The organism is Dyella sp. 2RAB6, assembly GCF_052115385.1.
Classification (GTDB): domain Bacteria; phylum Pseudomonadota; class Gammaproteobacteria; order Xanthomonadales; family Rhodanobacteraceae; genus Dyella_D.
The window spans coordinates 168,091-189,870 of record NZ_JBFRGP010000002.1 but is presented as its reverse complement, the minus strand read 5'-3'; the positions used below and the strand labels follow the sequence as shown (position 1 = coordinate 189,870).

Here is a 21,780-nt window from a genome sequence, read left to right as displayed (position 1 = left end):
ATCACAGTCGAAACGAGCGCTTCGGTAAACCGCCGAGGATGCCGTGTGGATGGCTTGCGCGATCGCTCGCGCCTGGACCATGACCGGCATCCGGTGGCCCGCCGCAAGCGGACCTTCTTATACGGATGCCTTCATGATCGAGAACCTGTCGCCCCTGGTGATCCTGACCCACGTACGCCACGCGGCGGTCACCGATGGATTCCTTCCCGCCGCGCATCGCCTGGGCCTGCCCGTGGTGGTGCTGACCGATCATCGGCTGGAACACCTGGAATATTTCGGCCGCGCGCCGGAGCACGCACCGCAGCAGCTGGTCGAGTGCGATGTATTCAATCCGCTGAGCGTGATCGACGTGCTGCACGGCGCCGGCATCCGCCCCGCGGCGGTGTTCTCCAACAGCGATCACCTGCAGACCTCGACCGCCCTGGTCGCCGAAGCATTCGGCCTGCCGGGCAAGCCCTGGCGCGTGTGCTACGCGGCGAAGAACAAGGCGGCGATGCGCGAGCGCCTGCGTACGCTGGGCCTGCCCACGCCCTGGTTCGAAAGCCTGATGCCGGGCCAGAGCGTGCCGGCGCATGCGCCGTGGCCGCTGATCGCCAAGCCGCGCGAGGGCGTGGCCAGTCTCGACGTGCAGTTGTGCGCCAACCCGGCTGAGTTGCAGCACTACCTGCAGGCGTTCTGGCAACGCCACCCCGGGCGTGCGGTGCTGCTGGAGGAATTCCTGCATGGCCCGCTGTTCACCCTCGAAACGCTGAGCGACCGCCGCCGCACGCAAGCCGTGGGCGGCTTCGATGTGACGCTGTCCGAGCCGCCGCATTTCATCGAACTGGAGGCGCGCTGGAACGGCCCCGCCGGCACCCGGCAGCGGCAGCAGGCGCTGGCCCAGGTGTTGGCGTTCGGCGTGGACTTCGGCGTGTGCCACAGCGAATTCATCCTGACCGACCGCGGCCCTGTGCTGGTCGAAATCAACTATCGCAGCATCGGCGACGGCCGCGAATTCATGCTGGACCGCATGTACCACCAGCGCTGGTTCGAGACCATCCTGCGCCTGCACCTGGGCCAGCCGCTCGCGCCGTTGCCCCCGTCGAGCCAGCATGCCCTGGTGCGCTACTACGTGGCGCGCGAGGAGGGCCGGCTGCTGCAGATCAGCGACGACCAGGCGCAGCAGCACGAGCGCGCGCATGTCGCCTATCGCCGCCTGCGCCAGCAAGGCGACGAGATCCGGCTGAGCCGCTCCAACAAGGACTACCTGGGCACGCTGAGCATCGTGGCGGAGACCGAGCACGATCTCGGCCACGCACTGGATGCCGTCGAGCCGAACCTGCACTGGCGGATCGCCCAGGGGGTGGACGCATGAACCCCGGCACCGGCAATGCCACGCATGACGACAGCGCCTATATCGCCTGGCGCATCATCGACTGCTGCCTGCGCGAGGACGTGCGCGGGATCATGCATCGCGGCAGCGAAGCGGCACCCGCGGCGGCGATGCGGCAGGCCTGGCCGGGTCCAGCCTTCCCCGAGCAGTGGTGGCGGATCGCGCATCTTCCCGGCGGCGTGCTGTGGCTGCCGGTGCAACCGAGCGACTACATGCAGAGCCTGCGCGCGCGCGGCGACGGATGGCTGCGCGAGACACCGCTAGGCCTCGCCTACGAACACGGCGCCGAAGCCTGGCTGGCCCTGCTCGCGGAAGGACTGGACGAGGAGACCTGCCAACTGCACCGCGACTACGCCGCGGAAGCGCGCTGCGCCGCCGACCACCGCACGCTGTCCCGCCTGGCTTATCAAGCACGCACCGATGCGCTTGCCGGTGCGCTGGATGCCGCCACCTGGGAAGAACGCGCCCTGCGCTGCGACCAGGTCGCGAGCTATCGCGATCATCCGTTCTATCCGACCGCGCGCGCCAAGTCCGGCTTCGGCGAAGCGGACATGCGTGCCTATGCGCCGGAGTTCGATCCACGCTTCGAGTTGCGCTGGCTGGCGGTGCCACGCGACGCACTGCAACTCACCACCGCGCAGCCCACGTTCTGGCCGGGCATGCGCGACGTCGGCCTGGACGACGCGCTGGCCGCGAGCCATGCCCTGCTCCCGGTGCACCCGCTGACCTGGCCGCGCCTGCACGACGGCGACGCTTTCCCGCTGCCGCCGGACACGCATCGCGCGCCGCTGTCCTGGTTGTCGGTGCGGCCGACGCTGTCGGTGCGCACCGTGATGCCGGTGGCTTATCCGGACCGCCATATCAAGTTGCCCTTGCTGATGCGCACCCTCGGCGCGCTCAACCTGCGCCTGATCAAACCGTCGACGATCTACGACGGCCACTGGTTCGGCCAGGCCCTGACCGCCATCGCGCACAACGACGACGCGCTGCGCAGCCGCTACCTGCATGTGGACGAGGCGCATGGGGGCCACGTCGAAGAAGCCAAGCATCTCGCCTACCTGGTGCGCGGCTATCCGTCGCTGCCCGACGCCACCCTGGTGCCCACCGCCGCCTTGAGCAGCGCGATGCCCGACGGACGTCCCTTCGCCGCGCACCTGGCCGACCGCTTCCACCGCGGCGACCTGCTCGCCTGGTGGCAGGCCTACGCGAACCTGCTGAGCGACGTGCACCTGCGGCTGTGGCTGGTCTATGGCGTGGCGCTGGAGGCGAACCAGCAGAACTGCGTGCTGATCTACGCCGCGGGACAAGCGCCACGGCTGCTGATGAAGGACAACGACTCCGCCCGCGTCCTGCTGCCGCGCCTGCGGGAGCGCTTGCCGCAGATCGAAGCCTTCGGCCCCTTGCGCGACCCGCGCATCCCGGTCGAGGACGACGCCGCACTGGCGCGCATGTTCTGCACCATCATCCTGCAGCTGGACCTGCTGGCCGTGCTCGAAGGCATCGCCGAATGGCAAGCGGATTTGCGCCAACCGATGTACGCGGTCTTGCGGCAGAGCCTGCGCACCACGCTGGCCGGACTCGAAGGCCAGGGCATCGACACGCAACCGGCCGAACGCCTGCTGCAATCACCCTGGCTGCCGGTGAAGTACCTGCTCAGCGCGGGCAGCCTGCTCAGCAAGCGCATGACCGGCGCCAGCGACATCAACAAGTTCTACGGCGACAGCGGTCCGAACTTCATGCTGCCCGACGCAGCCACGGCCACCCGGCGCCAGGCCGACGGAGCCGCCTGATGCGCACGCTCGCTTCCGTGCTGGCCGCGCATTACCTGGCGGCCTTCACCGCCTTAGGCATGCCGGTGTTCATGCCGCGCGTGCTCGCCGGCCTGGCGCCCGGCGCGCCCGACTGGCTGAGCGGCCTGCTCTACGTGCTGCCCACCGTGTGCACCGCGCTGACCGCCACCACCTGGGGACGGCTGGCCGATCGCTATGGCCGCAAGCTCTCGCTGATGCGCGCGCAGGCCGGCCTGGTGCTGGGCTTCCTGATGGCCGGCTTCGCGCCGAGCCTGCCGTGGTTCGTATGCGCGTTGATCGTGCAGGGCACCTGCGGCGGATCGCTTGCAGCGGCCAATGCCTATCTGGCCACGCAGGCGCAGGGGCAGTCGCTGACCCGCGCGTTGGACTGGACGCAGTTCTCCGCACGCCTGGCCATGGTCACTGCGCCGGCCTTGCTTGGCCTGGCTACCGGCTTGGGCCTGGCGCAGACGCTGTATCGCTATCTGGCCATCCTGCCGCTGCTGGCCTTGCTGCTTACCTGGATGCTGCCGGCCGACCCGGTGGCCGACAGCTCGCCCGCGCAGGCCAAGCCGAAACAACCTGACGACCTGCGCGAACTGGCGCCGCTGCTGCTGGTGCAGTTCCTGTTCTACTTCGCGATGGTTGTCACCTTCCCTTATTTCATCTCCTACAGCGAAGCATTGGGTGTGGGCAGCGACAGCCACGCGGGCCTGTATTACAGCCTGCCGCATCTGGTGTACCTGGTGCTGCTGCCGTGGCTGCGGGCGCGCTCGCCGGCGCCGCAGCGGCCCTTGCTGATCGGCCTGGGGCTGTTCTCGCTGGCCTGTCTCGGCCACGTCCTGCTTGCCAACCCATGGTGGCTGGCGCCGGCGCGCGTGCTCTACGGCATCGGCATGCTGCTCGCCATCGGCGGACTCAATCGCGCGCTCAGCCAGCACGCCAGGCCAGGCGGCGCCGGACGGCTGTTCGGCCGCTTCGACGCCTGCGGCAAATGGGCCGGCGCCGTGGGTGGCGTCGCGGCCGGCGTGCTGGTGCATCGCTTCGGCCTGGCCACGCCCTTTATCGCCGCGGCGTTCGCGGGCGCCCTCGCGCTGGCCTGCGCCGCGCGCATCTATCTCTTTCTTCCATCGAGGCAACCGTATGTTTCAGCAAGCGATGCGTGAACAGTGGTACGCAGCCCAGGCCGATGCGCAGGCGATCACCTGCTGGCTGAATTGCTATCTGCGCGAATTCGCCCTGCCGCGCGGCCAGGCCACGCTGGATTACCGGGGACTCGACCGCCCCGCCGGCCTCGCGCTCGGCGAAGGCCCGCTGCTGCGCATCGACTTCGCGCAGTCCGGCCATGCGCTATGCGTGCGGCTGGGCCATGGCAGCCGGCTCGGGCGCTGCACCTATACCTCGGCGCCATACCTGAAGGCCGCCGGTGAAGCTTGGCGCTGCGCCGACGCGCACGGCACCATCCATTTCCTGCTGGAGCGCCTCGCGCCGGAATGCGGCTTCAATGCCGAACTGCTCGCGCAATCCGACAACAGCATCGAGATCACCCGCCATCTGCTGGAGCGCTCGGCCGCAGCAGCGCCGCGCGGCGATGCGCTGCTCGACGCCGAGCAAGGCATGCTGTGGGGCCATGCGCTGCATCCCACGCCGAAGAGCCGCGAAGGCGTGCCGCTGGAACAGGTGCTGGCCTGCTCGCCGGAAGCGCGCGTGGAGGTTCCGCTGTACTGGTTCCGCATCGACCCGAGCCTGTTGCGCACGCTCGGCCGTGACGCGCGCGCCACGCTGGCGAAAGTGGCCGGCGCCGAGCAGCTCTATCCCTGCCACCCCTGGGAAGCCGAACGCGTGCTGGCGCATCCGCTGCTGCGCGAGGCGCGCGAGCGCGGCCTGATCGAACCGCTGGGGCCGCTCGGCATGGCGCTGCATCCGACTTCCTCGGTGCGCACCATGTATCACGCGGAACTCGATTACTTCCTCAAGATGTCGATCCACGTGCGCCTGACCAACTGCGTGCGCAAGAACGCCTGGTACGAACTGGAAAGCGCGGTGGCGATGACCGAGCTGCTGGAGCCGGCATGGCGCGACATCAGTGAGCGCGTGCCGGGCTTCGGCGTGCTGCTGGAACCGGCGGCGACCACCCTGGACTTCAGTGTGCTCGGTGGCGACGCCGAGGCGCAGCTGGAACTGGCCGAGAGCTTCGGCATCCTCTATCGCGACAACCCCGCCGCCCTGGTGCGCGAGCGCTATCACCCGCAGGTGGCCGGCGCACTGTTCGCCACCGATCGCCACGGCGCCAGCGTGTGCAAGGCGATGCTGCGCCAGTCGGTTTCCTCCGCCGGCTATGCGCGCGCTGCCGTCAGCTGGTTCGAGGCCTATGCCGGCCTGCTGCTGGACGGCGCCTGGCTGGCCTTCTTCAAGCACGGCATCGTGCTCGAACCGCATCTGCAGAACACCGTGATCGGTTTCGACCGCGGCGTCCCCTCGCGGCTGTGGGTGCGCGACCTGGAAGGCACCAAGCTGGTGCGCGAGCGCTGGCTGGAACAACAGCTCGGCGGCTTGTCCGAACGCGCGCGCCAATCCGTCCACTACAGCCAGGAGCTGGGCTGGAAGCGGGTGGCGTACTGCGCGCTGGTGAATAACCTGGCCGAGGCGATCTTCCACCTCGCCGATGGCGACAGCGTGCTCGAAGAACGGCTGTGGGCATGCATCGGCGCGATCGCACAGCGCTGGCAGGAACGCTTCGGCGCGCAGCCGCTGCTGCAAGGCCTGCTCGAAGGCGCCGCCCTGCCCAGCAAGAACAACCTGCGCACGCGCCTGTTCAAGCGCGCCGACCGCGATTCCGACTACACCTATCTGCCCAATCCGATCAGCCCGCCCGCTGCCGCACGGCAGGTGGCGTGAGTGCAGCTTCGACCAGGTATCCACGCATGACCCTGCATTGCCAACCCGAACGCGTCGAAGCCCTCGTCGCCCAATGGCGCGCCGAATCGGCCGAGCCGATCTGCGCCTACGTCTACGATCTGCAAGCGCTGCAACAGCACGTGCGCTGGATGCGCGCTGCCCTGCCCGACGGCTGCGAGCTGTACTACGCCGCCAAGGCCAACCCCGAAGCACCCGTACTGCAGACGGTGGCGCCGTGGGTGGACGGCTTCGAGGCTGCCTCCGGCGGCGAGCTGCGCTGGCTGCACGAGCAGCAACCCGCGCATCCGCTGCTGTTCGGCGGCCCGGGCAAGCTGGACAGCGAACTGGCCCTGGCCGCCGCGCTGCCCGACTGCACGCTGCACGTGGAAAGCCTGGGCGAACTCGCCCGCCTGGCATCCATCGCCGACGCGCTGGGCAAACCCGTGCCGATCTTCCTGCGCATGAATATCGCCGTGCCGGGCATCGGCGATACGCGTCTGATGATGGGCGGCAAGCCCACGCCGTTCGGCATGGACGAAGCGGATCTGCCACAGGCGGTGGAGCTGCTGCGCCGGCATCCGCGCCTGCGATTGGAAGGCTTCCACTTTCATCTCATGTCGCACCAGCGCAATGCGGCTATGCAGCTCGAGCTGGTGCGCGCCTATCTGGATATCGCCAACCGCTGGAAAGCCGCCTACGGCCTCGACTTCGCGGTGGTGAATGCCGGCGGCGGCTTCGGCGTGGACTACGCCGAGCCGGCAGCCTCGTTCGATTGGCTGCAGTTCTGCGCAGGCTTGCGCGACGTTCTACAACAGCACGCCCACGGCCTGCGCCTGCGCTTCGAGCCGGGCCGCTATGTCAGCGTCGCCTGCGGCTGGTACGTGATGGAAGTCATCGACATCAAGCGCAGCCACGGCGAGTACTTTGCCATGGCGCGCGGCGGCACCCACCACTTCCGCACGCCACCCGCGCAGGGGCACGATCATCCGTTCCGCATCCTGCGCGGCCACCGCGCGCCGCTGATCGAACACGAACGGGTCACCCTGGTCGGCCAGCTGTGCACGCCCAAGGACGTGCTGGCGCGGGCGCAACCGGTGGATGCGCTGGCGCCGGGCGATTGCCTGTTGTTCTCCCTCGCCGGCGCCTATGCCTGGAATATCTCGCACCAGAATTTCCTGATGCATCCGGCGCCGCGGATGGCGTTTCTCGAAGCGGCGCCGGTGGCGCAAGACACGCTCGCCGTCCGCGTCGCCTGACGGTGCGGACGGTGAGATCGACAGCGGGGCCTTTAAGCCGCGGGCCCGAACCAGGTGGCCAGTGCCTCGGCCAGTCCCGCGTCATCGCCTTCGCCGACCCAGGCCACATAGCCGTCGGGCCGGATCAATACCGCGGCGGGGGCATTCACGACGCCCAGCACCGGAAGCTCCCACACCCCGCTGCACTGCGCATCGACCCGGCGCATGCGAGCGGCCCATGGCGCGAGCGCGGCGTCCAGGCTGCCGGGCACGCCGAAGTTGAGCAACAGCGGCCGCGCTTCGTGCAGCAGGCTGAAAACGCGCAAGGGCCCGCCGACGGTGAGCAGATCCAGGTCCGGCATGCGCCGCCCGAGCAACGGATGCCCCTCGCCGAAGTCGTAGCGGATACCCAGCCCGATCACCTCCGCCGCCATGCGCTTGCGCGGCTCGTCCATCGCAAGGAACTCGACCAGGTAGGCGTCCAGCGCCAGGCTGCGCTCGTCCCGGCGCTGCAACGCGACGTGGGCCATGGTGTTGCGCAGCACACGTGCGCCGACGGGGTGGCGTTCGGCCTGATAGGTATCGAGCAGATGCTCCGGCGCCGTGCGCTTGACCACTTGCGCCAGCTTCCAGCCGAGGTTCACTGCGTCCTGCACGCCCAGGTTCAGCCCCTGCCCGCCCATCGGCGGATGCACGTGCGCCGCGTCGCCGGCCAGCAGCACGCGCCGTTCGCGATAGGCCGCGGCCTGGCGGCTGAGATCGGAGAAGCGCGATATCCAGCTGGCGTCATGGATGCCGAAGTCGCGGCCATACACGGTGGTCAGTGCCTCGCTGACCTCGCGCAAGCTCGGCTCGCTGCCCGAGTTCAAACGCGCTTCCGTCAGCACGATGCGCGCGCGGCCATCCTCGGCCTTGCCGATGCCGTGCGTGCCGAGCTGGTCGTGGCGAAAGCCCCATGCAGGCTCCTCCGCCGTCTGCGCCTCGGCGATCAGCCAGCTCTTGGTGGCATCCCAGCCGGCGAACTCGATGCCGGCGGCCTTGCGGATCGCGCTGCGTCCGCCATCGCAACCGACCAGGTAGGACGCGCGCAGCGAGCTGCCATCGGATAGTGCAAGGCTGACGCCGTCATCGTCCTGCTCGAAGCCGGCCGCCGCGCGTTCGCGATAGAACTTCACCGGCAGCGTGGCGATCCAGCTCGCCAGGATGCGTTCAATATGTTTCTGCCACAGGCCGAGCACGTAGTTGTGCCGCGTGGGGAAATCGCCGATCTCCAGCGCCACATGAAAGTAGGCATGCGGATGCAGCTTGCCCTCCGCCACGAACCAATCGACGATGCCGCGCTGGTCGAACACTTCCAGCGTGCGCGAATGCAGGCCGCCCGCGCGCGAACCCGGCACCTCCTGGTTGGCGCGCTGCTCCACGATCGCCACGTCCACGCCGGCCAGGGCCAGCTCGCCCGCCAGCATCAGGCCCGTCGGGCCGCCGCCGACGATCACCACTTCGTGTTCCGCCATCGCATCGCTCCCAGGACCGCCGGTACCGGCAAGGGCGGCGATGCTGCGCCTGGCCCCCCGCCTTACGGCAAGCCCGGGGGTGCGCTATACTCTGGAAGCGGCGAGGGGTGGCAAAACCCCTCGCTTTTTTTATGCCTGCGATTCCGCGTTCATGCCTGCGTGGCGAAGACCGCCTCGGCGAACAGGTCGATGGTCTTCTGGCTCAGGTCGGTGTTGTTGAGCAGCACCAGGGTGGATTGCCCGTCGAGCCGGTGCGCGAGCAGCGAGCGGTAGCCATCGGTCCGCCCCGTCTCCCACGCAAACGTCCGTGCCGCGCCATCGGCCTGCACTGTCTTGACCCGGCCGCCTAGCGCGTAGGACTCCGTCGGCACCAGGATCGTGCTCAGCGTCTTGCGCGATGCCTCGCTGAGCAGCGAGCTGCCATACACGCCTTCGGCCGCGCGCACGAGATCGGTCGCCGTGCCGCAATAGCCACCCGACGCCACCATGTACACCAATTGCGGGTTCATCTTGCGCACCGGCGGATCGATCGTGGCGTAGCCCACCGCGACCTGGGCGCGGGCCTCGTCGGTGTAGCGCGGCAGCACATGCTTGAGCCCCAGCGGGGTGAGCACGAGCGCATCGATGGCCTGGGCGAACTCCTGGCCGGTGACGTGTTCGACGATACCTTTGACCAGAACCCAATTGGTGAGGTCGTAGGAAAACCGGCTCCCCGGCTCGAACGCGAGGTCGCCCGAACAGAAGGCCTTGATCGCCTCGCTGGTGGTGTATGACTTGGTCCATATCGCCGGATCGGCCTTGACCACCGGCGTAAAGCCATTGGGAATACCGCTGCAATTGGACAGCAGGTGCTTGAGCTTCACCTTGGCGCCGTTGTCGGCGCGGTAGTCGGGCAGGTAATCGCCGATCGAACCGTCGAGCGCCAGCTTGCCCTGCTCGATCAGCCGCAGTATCGCCACCGAGACAAACCACTTGCTGATCGATGCCAGCGGATAGAGCGTGTCCACCGTGGCGTGGCGTCCCGCTTCCACGTCGGCCATGCCGAACGCTTCGGACAACACCACGCGCTGCTTGCGCACGAGATGGATGACACCGTGAAAGCCGTTCGCCTTGACGAAATCGTCGACGACCGCCCTTACGCCCTTGCCCGCCTCGGCTTCCGCCGCCAGCAGCGAAGGCGCCAGCCATGCACCGGCGAGCGCACCCGCCATGCCTTGTACGAAACGACGCCTGCTCGCCATGCCTTTGACCCCCCGCCTGGAGTGCGCGGCGCGCACTTGCCAGCCCAGACTTATCGACGGAATGCGGACGAGGCGATAAGTGCCGGAAGTTGGTCGTGGTTGTTTACGGCTGGCTGTTTACGGTCGGCTGTTTAGGGCTGGTGGCCGAAGCGGTACTGCGCGATCAACCAGAGCTTGCGCTCGTCCACGCCATAGCCATGCGCGCGGTAGTCGCCGTACTGCATTTCCAGCGTGACGCCGCTGCCCACGTCGAACAGCACGCCGGCATCCAGCTCGTTGCCCAGCGCGGGCCCGCCGAGCACCGGCGTGAAGTGGCGATAGACCACCTGCCAGCTGGCCTTGCGCGCGATCGGCAACGAACCGGACGCGCCGGCATAGCGGTCGCGCAATCCCGCGGCGGGGATGCGAAACGCGCCGACCCAGCCATTGAACGCGCGCGCCGCGCCATAGGCCACCACCAACGGCGTGGTGCCGTTGCCGCCCAGCCGTTCCTCACCCGCCTTGAGCGAGAACGGCGCGTAGCCATAGCTCACTTCGGCCAGGTGATAGCCCAGGCTGAAACGCGCGGGGTTGTTGCCGTAGTCGTGCTGGCGGGCCAGCTCGGCGGTCCAGCCCAGGCGGGCGCCGTCCGGGCCGAGCTTGCGCGTGCCGCTCCAGCGCACCCCAAGCGTGCGTACCGAATTGGCCGGCCGCGTGCTGTTGCGGATGAAATAGCCGTAGGCGGTGAGCTTGCCCAGCGGCAGCGCCTGATCCAGGTGCAGCAGGTGCGCATTGAGTTTCCAGCGGCGCTGCATCCGGTCCGGGAAGTCTTCGCCCACCGTGCGGTTGACCTGGTCCAGCCAGTGATAGCCCAGCTCCGCGCCGGTCCAGGCTTTCCACGCCACGCCCACGCCCTCGAACGACTGCGGCGTCTGCCGCCAGCCGTTGTTGCTGACGAAGCGGCCGTTGTCCATCACCACGTACTGCCGCCCGACGCGCACGCGCACGCGCACCTTGTCGTTGCGGTATTCCAGCCAGGCATTGGTGAGGCCGGTCGACTTCGGGTCGGCCTCGATCGGGTACGGCAGGCGGCGGCCGGAGGTGTCGTCGTACTGGCGACCGAACAGCGAACGCACGGCGGTGCCTTCCGCATAGGCGCTCCAGCCGTTGCCGAGCGCCCAGCGGTAGCCGAATTGCAGACGCACGGTGTTGGCATGTCCGCGCAACGGGGCGGACTGCGAATACAGATTGCTGTAGCGGTAGCGCAGGTCCAGGTACGGCGCGCTTTCGGCGGGCGCTTCGCCCGCCGCTGCCGACATCGCCGCCATGGTCCCGGCCAGGCCCAGACAGGAACGGCGCCACGCCTTGTTGAGCATGCGCCCCAGGCTGGCGCCACCGCGTTCGCGCATTAAGAGGCTTGTTCCGGCATCAGCGAGGAATGCTGATTGATGATCTTGCACTGGCCGTCGACCCTCTTATAGACATAGGTGTTCAGCTCGAAAGTATAGACGCCCATGTCTACTGCCGCGCCGTCGTCGAGAAAGCGGATCTGGCGATAGTTGATCACCGCGTGCGGCCCGCTCTGCAGGAACATCACGAAGTACAAGTGGATGTCCGCCGGCGTGGCGCGGATCTGGTTGGAGCGCGTCGGGTCCAGCACGGCGTCCGGCGCGTCAAGCCCGCGCGCCGAGTCACTAGAGGCTCTCTTTAGCCGGGATCGGCGGCAACGCATGCCTGCCGCCGCCATGGCGAAACGCTAGAATGGCCCGTTGTCTCACAACCTCAAGAGATCAAGCCCTGGCCGCCCCGGTGAACGCAGTGTTCCCGGCGCAGGCCTGTTGGTTTCGCGGGGAGCGCCTTATACAACCGATCGGGGCGCGTTGAGCACACACCTGATCATCCCCATCTATAGACGCGGCTCCCCCAGCCTCGAGATCACTTCCATGTCTTCTTCCTGCGTGCATGCCGTCCCGCTCGATAAAACGCCCAGCGTGCGCACCACCGCGCAGTTGCCGATCCAGCTCGCCGATGGCCGCGAGGCGGCCGGCGCGATGTACAGCTTCCATGGCCTGTCCGACGGCAAGGAGCATTTCGCCCTGCGCCTGGGCACCGGCACCGCCGACGCGCCGCTGGTGCGCCTGCATTCGGAATGCACCACCGGCGACGTGCTCGGTTCGGCGCGCTGCGATTGCGGTCCGCAACTGCAGGAATCGCTGACGCGCCTGCACGAGGAAGGCGGATACCTGCTTTACATGCGCCAGGAAGGCCGCGGCATCGGCCTCTACGCCAAGCTCGACGCCTACCGGCTGCAGGAACAGGGCCACGACACCTACGCCGCCAATCGCGCCCTCGGCCATGGCGACGACGAGCGCGACTACACCGCCGCCGCCGAGATGCTCAAGGCGCTGGGCCTCACCCGCATCACCCTGATCACCAACAATCCCGACAAGCGCGCCCAGCTCGAAGCGCAGGGCATCGAGGTGGTGGCCGTGCGTCCGACCGGCGTGTTCTCCGGCCGGCACAACCTGCGCTATCTCGAAGCCAAGGTGCGCCATACCCGGCACACCCTGCGGCTGCCGGGCGCGACGGAAGAAGCCTGAGCGAAGCCGCCGTCAGCCTGCGCCAGGATGCGCATGCATCCTGGGGACTTCGCTTCGCTTCAAAGCTCGGCCAGCTGCTGCCGCTCCAGCAGGATGTCCGCATCGAGCGTCATGCCCGGGATCAGCGGCTCGGTGCGGCCGTCCACGATCGAACTGTGCTGGTCCAGCCAGACCCTGACCCGGAAGCGCGGCCCATCCGTCGGGCGCCCCAGCTGCCGCGTGGCACGGTTGGCCGAAATCGCCAGCAGCGAACGGGACAGCACGCGCCCGCTGTAGCGCCCGAAGCGCTGGTGCGGAAACGCGCGGTAGCGGATCACCACCACGGCGCCCTTGCGCATGAAGTCGAGCGAGCGCTGGTCCACCCACAGTTCCGCCAACAACCGGGAGGTGGCAGGCGCGCCGGGCTGCGCGTCCTGCACGCACTCGCGCGGCAGGATGCTGGCGACCACGCCGGATACCGGTGCGCGCACCAGCGTCCCGCGCCGCGCCGCGCTCTTCGGCGCCGCCTTGGCCGCGCCGTCCCACTGCAGCTGCCACTGCAGGCCGCTGCGCAGAATGTCGATGATGAGCTGGGCCAGCCTGGCCAGCAGCTGGGTCCGCTGCTGCTGGAGCAGCAGGATGCGGTGCTGGCGCTTCTTGTGCTGCAGGCGCTGCAGCTGGTTGCGCCGCAATTGCAGCCGCTTGAGCTGGTGGCGCTTGGCAGGAGGCCTTCTGGGTTGGAGCTGCTGCAAGTCCTTATCCTCAACCTGCGCGTTCCGGGGGATCGTCCATGCGATCAACGCGTTGACGTTGTGCTTCCCTGGCATTCATCGACTGCACGGCTGTTTATCCCCTGCGCCCTCGCCATCATGGGAACGACGTGTCATCCGAGCCGGGAATGATTTTTCGCGCGGAGCATACGAGAACGCACGGTCCGAATCAGGACATTCGACGGTCAAATAAGGCCAGTCTTATCAAAGCGGGATGCAGTGCCCGGGCAATCTGTGATGCGGATTCGTCTCTCACGACGCGCAGCACATGCCAGTTGCGATGCCACGGGCGCGGGAGGCACCCGTGGCATCGCGGTTTGTCACTTCAAGCTTGCAGCATCAGTTCCAAGGGTTGGCAGGCTGGTCGACCGCCACCCAGAACCGGCTGTCGCCGCGGATCACGCCCTGCGCCCACCAGCTATAGCTGTAGCCATGCCGTCCATGGACGTATTCCGCCATGCGGAAGCCGCTGCCGAAGCTCGCCGCGCATACCTGGTCGGCTACCGCTCGCGAGGTCAGCGCACGACCGGCGATGGGCTGGGTCAGGCCGATCTCGCCCTGGCCCCAGCCGATCGCACCGACCAGGTGGGGAACGATCTCCATGGGCACCGCTGCGCCAACCTGCTTCAGGCACAGGACCGGCAGCGCAACCGTGGGATCGGTGTCGCCCTGGTAGGGACGGGTCTGCGCGTCGGGCCCCACCAGGGAATACGCTCCATGGGTGGCATGCAACTTCCAGGTGACCCCGTGACGACTGGTCGATTCCGCCACCTCCACGGTGCGCGTGGTGCTCTTGCCGAGCTTGCGGCCATGCGCATCGCGCAACGCCGTCAGACGCAAGGCGGGTGAACCAAGCTGAGTCCAGCTGTGCACGGCGTCCTGGCCGGTCGTCGCCAGGCCCGTCAGCGACTGCGCGGCGCCGCCGTCGCCCCAAGCCAGCTCATAGTCGACGGGGTCGCGATAAGGCCAGCAGGAACGCATGGCGACGCGGTAAGCACGGGCCTTGTTCGCAGGCACCAGGCCGGGCCCCTCCAGCACCGGCGTGAGCGCACGCGAGCCCGCACCGCCCAGCAGGTCCCAGAACTGCACATGCCGGCGCGGCGAGGTCCACAGGTCCTTGCGCCACTCCGAGGTGAGGAAGGTATCTGCCTGGCCGACTACTTTCAGTTGCCAATCCAGGTCGAAGGTCAGCGCATTGACGGTCTCCGAGCGGCCATCGCCGTCGGCGTCATCGCAATGGTTGCCGTAGTAGCCCCACAAGTCGCCCATCAGATAGGCCCGAATGCCTGCCTGCGCATAGGCGACGCTGTCCGAATACAGATAGCCGCGGAACGCCACCTGCGCATACAGCGAAGGCTGGAAGCGTCCGGAGATGCTTGCCGTTACCGGCTGCGCGCCCAGGTCCTTGCTGTCGAGCCTTGAACTGCCCGAGCATTCCGTGCCGCTGCAACGGTAGTCGAAGTCGCCTGAAATGCTTCTTTGCCCGCTGTAGGTGACCTCGCCGGCGATCGTCGCCGTGATGCCGTTCTCGTCGAATCCCGCGGTGATCGGCATATTGAAACCGATGTGCACCGGAATCGGTCCGGCCATGAAGTCGATCGAGAACAGGAACGGCTTGGCGATCTGCCATTCCCAGGCGGTCGGATTGGCATAGGTGATGGAGCCGCTCACCGTCGCACCCTGCTCGATCCGGACCGCGCCCTTCACCCGCGCGTGATGCAGCTTCACGCCGTACGGCACGCACAGATGCCAGATGCCGGAGCGCTTGAGCGTGACGGAAACTTCGCCCAGCGCATTCACCTTCGCGTTGCCGGAAAGCGACACATTGCCGGTGAAGCCCGTGCCGCCTCCGAGATGGTAGGTGCCATGGATCGGCGAGCTGAGATCGAACGCCTTGCTTTGGACGATCTCCTTGTTGTTGCAACCCAGAATGCCACCGCGCGCCATGCCGGCCACCGCCCCGCCCTCGGCCGCCAGCGCGATCAGCCGCTGGGTGGGCCGCCCCTGCATGGCCGATAGCGCAATCTCGTCGGCCACGCTCTTGCTGATCGAATAAGTGGCAGGTTCACTCGCTGGCGCAGCGGCGATATCGGCCGCGATCGCTTCCTTGAGCTGCTGCGGGATCGGCGCCGCCAGCAAGCCGTCCTCGCCATCGATGGTGTAGAACTGCTCGTTGAAGACCGCGCCCGTGCCGCTCAACTTGCCGGTGCTTCGCGTCAACTTCCAGCCCGCACCTGAGCGCACCGTGTGCTGCTGGTAGTTCGACGTGCGCGGGGCCGCCTGCGTGCCGGCCGCTGCGCCATCCCATGGATTGGCAGGCTGGTCATCGATCGCCACCCAGAAGCGCGTGCCCGCCGGCAACTCGCCCTCACCCCAGTACGCGCCTGCGCCTGCGCCATCGCCGAACCGCGCCATACGCCAACCACGGCCAAACGCGCGGGCGCAGATGCCATCGGCCTGCTCCCGGCCGAGCAAGGCATGACCGGCGATCGGACGCGTGAGCTGCAGCGCACCCTGCACCCAACCAGTGCCAGGGGCCAGCTTGATGCTGCCCGGCATGGCGCGGTCGTCTTTCAGCAGGCAGAGGATCGGCCATACCTGGTCGATCGACGCATCGCCCCTGGTGGCGTCGGTCCGGTCGTCGGCACCCACGCGCACATGATCGGCCTGCTGTTCCAGCACGCGCCAGGTCATGCCGTGGCGGTTGGCTGTGGCCGCGGGTGCGGCGATCGCCAGCCCGCAAAGAGTCAGGCAGGCGGGTGCGATAACGGCCTTGCGCCACCATCGCCCGCCTCGCTGCGTTCGCCTCGGCGGGAGCCTCTCGCTGTCAATCGCGCCGTTTCGAACGGCGTGCCGATCGCCATAGCTGCAAGCACTCATAGCCATTCCCCGATGCATCGGGCGGATTCGCCCGTGTATGGGGGGAACGGTAGATAGACAGCTTGGGAGCAGGTGTGCGGATCGACGCGCCCGTACAAATACCGGCCACGAAGCAACCAAAGTGCCGCCACTTTGCTACCGCATCGCCAATACGGCAGCCGTGCCGCGGACGCCTCGGCGCCCGCGSCACGGCCTTCTTGCCAACAGCTGTGCAGCTAGCGCCGCACGCCCCGCCCGCGAATCAGTTCCACGGATTCGCCGGCTGATCGTTGATCGCCACCCAGAAGCGGTTGGCGCCGCTGATCACGCCCTGCGCCCACCACGTCCAGCCGCCGCCGCCATCATGGAACTCGCCCATGCGGAAGCCGCTGCCGAAGGTCGAGGCGCACAGGTTGTCGGCCACCGCACGAGACGTGAGCGACAAGCCCTGCACCGGAGCGGTCAGGCGGATCTCGCCCTTGGCCCAGCCGTTGTTGTACGGATCGAAGGTCATCCCCGGCGGTGCCGCGCGCCCGTCCTGCCTCAGGCACAGCACCGGCAGCGCGGTCGCCGGATTGGTGTCGCCCTGATACGGGTTGCTGGTCGAGTCGATACCCACGTGCGAGTACGAGCCGTTGGTGCCGATCAGCTTCCAGGTCAGGCCCAGGTGCACGTGCGCGTTGTTCACCGTCACCGTGCGCTGCGTGGCTTTGCCCAGGTTGCGGCCATGCGCATCGCTCAACGCGGTCAGGCGCAGCAGCGGCGAACCGGTTGCTGCCCAGGTGTGCGCGGCGTTGACACCGGTGGCAGCCGGACCGCTGACCGCCTGCGCGGCACTGCCGTCACCCCAGTCGACCGAGAAGTTGACGTTGTCGGCGTACGGCCAGCAGGAGCGCATCTTCGCCGTATAGGTCTGCGCCGTACCTGCCGGCACGATAGCCGGACCCACCGCCATCGGCGTCACCGCGCGCGAACCGGCGCCGCCCAGCAGATCCCAGAACTGCACGTGCCAGCGCGGCGAGGTGTAGATGTCCTTGCGCCATTCCTTGGTGATGAAGGTATCGGCCTGGCCGGTGACCTTCAGCTGCCAATCCAGGTCGAAGGTCAGCGCATCGACGGTCTCGAACGTGCCGTCGCCGTCCGCATCGCCGCAGTTGTTGCCGTAGTAGCCCCACAGGTCGCCCATGATGTACGGGCGGATGCCGACCTGCGCGTAGGCGAAGCTGTCGCTATACAGATAGCCGCGGAACGCCACCTGCGCATACAGCGAAGGCTGGAAGCGCCCGGAGACGCTGGCCGTCACCGGCTGCGTGCCCAGGTCCGTGGTATCCAGCTGGGAACTGCCCGAGCAGCCCGAACTGGTGCAGTTGTAGTCGAAGTAGCCGGACACCATCCTGCGCCCGCTATAGGTCACCGAGCCGGTCACCGTCGCCGTGATGCCCTTCTTGTCGAAGCCCGCGGTGATCGGCAGGTTGAAGCCGATATGCACCGGGATCGGACCGGCCATGAAGTTGATCGAGAACAGGAACGGCTTGGCGATCGGCCACTCCCAGGCCTTCGGGTTGGCATAGGTGATGGAACCGCTCACCGTCGCGCCCTGGTCGATCTTCGCCGTGCCGTTCACCCGTGCATAGCGGAACTTCACGCCGTACGGCACGCACACGAACCAGATGCCCGTGCGCTTGAGCGTGATCTGGATTTCGCCGGTGGCATTGACGTTGGCCGTGCCCGACAGCGACACGTTGCCGGTGAAGCCGCTGTTGGCATCGCCCAGGTTGTAGTTGCTGTTGATCGGCGAGCCCCAGTTGAAGGCCTTGTTCTTGGTGATGTCCTTGTCGCCGCAACCAAGAATGCCCATGCGGCTGACATTGCTCGACGCCATCATCGAGGCGGAGTCCGCCTGCGCCGACAGATCGATCAGGCGTTGAGTGGGACTGCCCTGCATGGCCGACAGCGCGACCTCGTCGGCGATGGTCTTGCTCACCGAATAGCTCACCGCTTCGCCCGCGGGCGTGGCGGCGATATCAGCGGCGATTGCATCCTTGAGCTGCTGCGGCAGCGGCGAGGCGGTCAAGCCGGCCGCACCATCCACCTGATAGAACTGCTCGTTGAAGGCAGCGCCGGTGTCGTCGAGCGTGCCGGCCGTCTGCACCAGCTTCCAGCCCGCACCGGTCTGCACGGTCTGCTGGTTGTAGTTGGGATCCTGCGGATCCACCGGCGGCGGATCGCCGGCCGAATTCCAGGGGTTCGCCGGCTGGTCGTTGATGGCCACCCAGAAGCGCGTATCGGTGGGCAACTGCCCGCTGCCCCAATACGACCAGCCGCCACCGCCATCGTGGAACTCCGCCATGCGCCAACCGGCGCCGAGCTGGCTGGCGCAGATGCCGTCGGCCTGGGCCTGCGAGGCGAGCGCGCTGCCGGTGATCGGCGCGCTGAGCTGCAAGGCACCCTGCACCCAGCCATTGCTGTAGTCGAAGTTAATGCCGCCCGGCGCGGCGCGGCCGTCCTTGTACACGCACAGGATCGGCAGCATCTGGTCGACCGTGGTGTCGCCCTGATAGGCATTGGTGATGTCATCGCGGCCGACGTGCACGTAGGCACCCTGCTGCTCCAGCACGCGCCAGGTCAGGCCATGGCGAATCGCCGCCGAAGCAGGTTCGGCCATCGCCAGGCCCAGCAGGGTCAGGCAGGCCGGAGCGACGGCGAGCTTGCGCCACCATCGCGAGGTTCGTGGAAGCTGTCGAGCTACACCTTCATGCGTACGCTTACAGGTACTCATGCAACTCTCCTTGTGTGTAGTGATGCGTTGTTGCCCGGGTGATGGCGAACGGGGAAAGCCCGGCCCAGGGCGTGCCTTCTTGCGGCAGGCGCAAGCGCAAGCGCACCCGCGCGGGCGCAAGAACGCGTGCCGCGATCGACATGCGACAAAGCCACGCGCAAACGCGCATGGACTCAGGGCCGAAGGCGCAGTTGGCCTACAGCAGCAAGTGCGTGGTGCGCTTCATGACTCCCCCTGTCCGTGGAAACCCACGACATTGCGTACGTGGGCCGCAGGAATGTGCGCTTGGAGTTGTGATGAAGATGTCTAGGCGCTTGGGGTTCGAATGCGGGCTGCATCGCAGTTTCCGAGCAGTGCGCTGCCTGTCATCTTGGTGCGAACTTCCACCATGCCAACACCGCTTCCGGAAACTTCGCTGTCATATCGATACCGACGGCAGCGCAAGCGTCCAGCACGTAGACCAGCGAACGCGCAGCCTGCCCGCTGGCCAACTCTTTCGGCACGTTGAACGTCTCGTACTCGATCGCTTCGAGCAGTTTCAGCGACAGGTCGTACAAGCGGTCGGACTGCGCATCGAACATGAGGCGAACCCAGTCGTGCAGACCGTGCAGCGGGTGAGCATTGCGCTCGGCCACTTCGCGCAAGTACGCCGTTACTTCGGGGCCGACGCCACGCAACCATTCCGTATAGCCGGCGGCGTGGTCGGATACCGCGAGCGGTGCGGGTGAGCGCTCCTGCGCATGCCGCCGCAGGATGTCGCGCTCGATCGCCCGCGCCTGGGCGACGCGATCCACTTCGAGCAGCAGGCCGCGCTCCAGGTCGAAGTAATCGAAGAAACGGTGGTGGAACGTGCGCAAGCGCACCAGCGGTTCCCGCGAGAACCCGATCTTCAACAGGTCCTGGTCGCGGCAAGGGAGCATGTAGACGAAGCTGCGGCCGCGGCCGAGCGTACGGGGCTGGATGAATTCGTCCATGCGCAAAGCATGCGCCCATCGACCCGGGATCGCGAAGCGCCGCGCATGCTATACAAGGCCGCCGCCACGAACCGGAGCCTTCCATGCGCCCCAGCGCCGCCCTTCCCGCCTTGCTGCTGCCGCTGTTCCTGCTGGCGGCCGCACCCGCCCGCTCCGCGCAGAAAGACGAAGTCCAGCAGATCCTCCAGGCCGAGCGCGAGATCTGTGCCGCGTTCGAGCGGGAGGATGCGGATTGGCTGGAGCAGCACCTGGATTCGACCTTCACCCTGACCAGCTCCACCGGCAAGGTCACCACGCGTGCCGATGAGGTCGCCGATCTGCGCAGCGGCACCAAGTACGATGTGTTCCGCAACCGCGATTCGAAGGTTCGCGTGTACGGCGACGCAGCGGTGGTGACCGGCATTACCCGGGTGGAGGGCAAGAGCGACGGCAAGCCCTATGCGCTGGATTTCCAGTTCACCGACACCTATGTGCACAAGCCCGGCGGCTGGGTGATCGTGGCGAGCCATGCGTCGCGGCTGGCGGATAGAGAATAAGGCGCATCGGGTTTATCGAGGACGGCGCGAGTTCGCGCCGGTCCGATCCTTCTCTGTTGCGCGAGAAAGAAGCACGCCGCCCATTGGAACGGCGTGCCTGCAACGATTACGTCCAGTTCTGCTTCACCCAGTTGCGCACCGTCTGCCAATCGGGCGAGTTCTTGATGTAATCCTGCGTCGCGCTCACCAGCTCGCCGACGTTCTCGTAGTCGTCCAGGGCGAATGGCTTGGCCAGTGGCACGTTGCCGCGCATGTAGTTGTTGCCGAGCAGCTGGCCGGCCTGGATCGTCGCCAGATCCGCCGTGGCATCCATGGTGAGGTTGAGCAGCGCCGTGGCTGGCACCACACCATTGCTGGAGGGCCACAGCCAATGCGTGACGCCCCAGTCCAGCGGATCGGAGACATAGGAGGGCGGCACGCCCACCGGGTTGACGCCGGTACCCAGCGACAGCATCACGATGTCCGAGGTGGCGTTGGCATAGCCCTGGTAGATCGCTTCCACGATCGCCGCCATCGAAGGGTTGTTGGCGAAGGTGCCGCCATCGGCGAAGTAACCGAAATCGCCCACCTGGTATGGCGGGAAGTAGGTCGGTGCGGCCGAGGTGGCCAGGGCGGCGTCCACCATGCCGATGTTGCGATAGGTGTTGTTCTTGCCGTTGGAGATCGTGCAAGGCACCCAGCTTTTCTCGCTCGCATCCCACAAGCGCGCGGAGTTGACCGCCACGAAACGGCTTGCCGACGACAGCGGGCCATTGCCCACCAGTTGCCTGGCGACCTGCTGCAGGCCGGTGTTGACGTATTGGCAACTGAAGAAACCCGGGCCACTGCCCAGCAGATCTTCCGCGGACTGCGCCGGCGCACGGTCCTGCTGCTTGGCCTGCGCGTCGAGCAGCCAGCCGTTGGACTGGAAGATGGTCGAGCCCTCTTTCTTGTAGATGTTGACGATGTGGTCGATATCCACGTTGCTGACCAGGCCCAGCGAGATCAGGCCGCCGGTGGAAGTGCCGGCGAAGCCGTCGGCGTTCCTGACGATGCCGAAGCTCTGGTCCAGGTCCTGGATCAGCAGCGCCGTGATCACACCGCGGATGCCGCCGCCGTCGCAGCAGAGAATCTTGAATGACATGGTGTTGCCCCCTGTGGTTGACGTCCATGTTCGTGGCGTTGCGCACACGAAACCTTCGCAATCTGCGCTTGGGTTCGTGATGGGTGTGTCTACGCGGAGGGCTTTCGGGATGATGACGGACGGGACTCGCA

At 67.2% G+C, this 21,780-nt stretch carries 16 protein-coding genes; 7 read left to right on the top strand and 9 right to left on the bottom strand.

Translation table 11 applies throughout. From position 1 onward, the window contains the following. Positions 1–133: 133 nt before the first annotated feature. The 5 genes from AB4083_RS04835 to AB4083_RS04815 are packed head-to-tail and all read left to right on the top strand — an operon-like array spanning position 134 to position 7,316. On the top strand, positions 134–1,354 hold the full coding sequence (locus AB4083_RS04835; RefSeq protein WP_441606621.1) for a siderophore biosynthesis protein PvsA: 1,221 nt from the start codon (positions 134–136) through the stop codon (positions 1,352–1,354). Next, complete coding sequence (locus tag AB4083_RS04830) at positions 1,351–3,162, top strand: IucA/IucC family protein (protein WP_441606620.1); 1,812 nt, start codon at positions 1,351–1,353, stop codon at positions 3,160–3,162. Before AB4083_RS04835 ends, AB4083_RS04830 begins: the two co-directional genes overlap by 4 nt. Then, complete coding sequence (locus AB4083_RS04825) at positions 3,159–4,328, top strand: MFS transporter (protein WP_441606831.1); 1,170 nt, start codon at positions 3,159–3,161, stop codon at positions 4,326–4,328. The genes AB4083_RS04830 and AB4083_RS04825 overlap by 4 nt, the downstream gene beginning before the upstream one ends. Then, the gene (locus tag AB4083_RS04820) at positions 4,306–6,060 is read left to right on the top strand and encodes an IucA/IucC family protein (protein WP_441606619.1); all 1,755 of its coding nucleotides are present in this window, start codon (positions 4,306–4,308) and stop codon (positions 6,058–6,060) included. Before AB4083_RS04825 ends, AB4083_RS04820 begins: the two co-directional genes overlap by 23 nt. 26 nt (positions 6,061–6,086) lie before the next feature. After that, positions 6,087–7,316 (top strand): type III PLP-dependent enzyme, encoded by a 1,230-nt coding sequence (locus AB4083_RS04815; protein WP_441606618.1) that lies wholly within the window; start codon positions 6,087–6,089, stop codon positions 7,314–7,316. Positions 7,317–7,348: 32 nt separating this feature from the next. On the opposite strand, the gene AB4083_RS04810 is transcribed toward AB4083_RS04815, so the two are convergent. The 4 genes from AB4083_RS04810 to AB4083_RS04795 all read right to left on the bottom strand — a co-directional run bounded on the left by AB4083_RS04810 (position 7,349) and on the right by AB4083_RS04795 (position 11,761). Next, positions 7,349–8,809: an FAD-dependent monooxygenase gene (locus AB4083_RS04810; RefSeq protein WP_441606617.1), complete on the bottom strand. Its 1,461-nt coding sequence runs from the start codon at positions 8,807–8,809 to the stop codon at positions 7,349–7,351. A gap of 149 nt (positions 8,810–8,958) precedes the next feature. Then, on the bottom strand, positions 8,959–10,050 hold the full coding sequence (locus AB4083_RS04805; RefSeq protein WP_441606616.1) for a serine hydrolase domain-containing protein: 1,092 nt from the start codon (positions 10,048–10,050) through the stop codon (positions 8,959–8,961). Positions 10,051–10,181: 131 nt separating this feature from the next. Then, positions 10,182–11,438 carry an alginate export family protein gene (locus tag AB4083_RS04800; protein WP_441606615.1) on the bottom strand — a complete coding sequence of 419 codons (1,257 nt, stop codon included), beginning with the start codon at positions 11,436–11,438 and terminating at the stop codon, positions 10,182–10,184. After that, positions 11,438–11,761, bottom strand: a complete 324-nt coding sequence (locus tag AB4083_RS04795) for a hypothetical protein (RefSeq protein WP_441606830.1) — start codon at positions 11,759–11,761, stop codon at positions 11,438–11,440. Before AB4083_RS04795 ends, AB4083_RS04800 begins: the two co-directional genes overlap by 1 nt. A gap of 211 nt (positions 11,762–11,972) precedes the next feature. On the opposite strand from AB4083_RS04795, the gene AB4083_RS04790 reads away from it, so the two are divergent. Then, positions 11,973–12,629, top strand: a complete 657-nt coding sequence (locus tag AB4083_RS04790) for a GTP cyclohydrolase II (RefSeq protein WP_441606614.1) — start codon at positions 11,973–11,975, stop codon at positions 12,627–12,629. Between the two features lie 59 nt (positions 12,630–12,688). Here the strand turns inward: AB4083_RS04790 and AB4083_RS04785 are convergent, their stop codons facing one another. From AB4083_RS04785 to AB4083_RS04770, 4 genes are all read right to left on the bottom strand, one after another. Continuing rightward, a complete protein-coding gene (locus AB4083_RS04785; RefSeq protein WP_441606613.1) occupies positions 12,689–13,360 on the bottom strand; it encodes a hypothetical protein in 672 nt (223 codons plus the stop codon). 357 nt (positions 13,361–13,717) lie between these two features. Further along, positions 13,718–16,072 carry a hypothetical protein gene (locus AB4083_RS04780; RefSeq protein WP_441606612.1) on the bottom strand — a complete coding sequence of 785 codons (2,355 nt, stop codon included), beginning with the start codon at positions 16,070–16,072 and terminating at the stop codon, positions 13,718–13,720. Positions 16,073–16,499: 427 nt separating this feature from the next. Next, entirely contained in the window at positions 16,500–19,016 is a 2,517-nt protein-coding gene (locus AB4083_RS04775; protein ID WP_441606611.1) for a hypothetical protein, read from the bottom strand. Between the two features lie 365 nt (positions 19,017–19,381). Further along, complete coding sequence (locus tag AB4083_RS04770) at positions 19,382–19,990, bottom strand: hypothetical protein (RefSeq protein WP_441606610.1); 609 nt, start codon at positions 19,988–19,990, stop codon at positions 19,382–19,384. Positions 19,991–20,073: 83 nt separating this feature from the next. On the opposite strand from AB4083_RS04770, the gene AB4083_RS04765 reads away from it, so the two are divergent. Next, positions 20,074–20,526, top strand: a complete 453-nt coding sequence (locus AB4083_RS04765) for a nuclear transport factor 2 family protein (RefSeq protein ID WP_441606609.1) — start codon at positions 20,074–20,076, stop codon at positions 20,524–20,526. A gap of 106 nt (positions 20,527–20,632) precedes the next feature. Here AB4083_RS04765 and AB4083_RS04760 read toward each other — a convergent pair whose 3' ends face one another. After that, the gene (locus tag AB4083_RS04760; RefSeq protein ID WP_441606608.1) at positions 20,633–21,649 is read right to left on the bottom strand and encodes a patatin-like phospholipase family protein; all 1,017 of its coding nucleotides are present in this window, start codon (positions 21,647–21,649) and stop codon (positions 20,633–20,635) included. Positions 21,650–21,780: the final 131 nt, after the last annotated feature.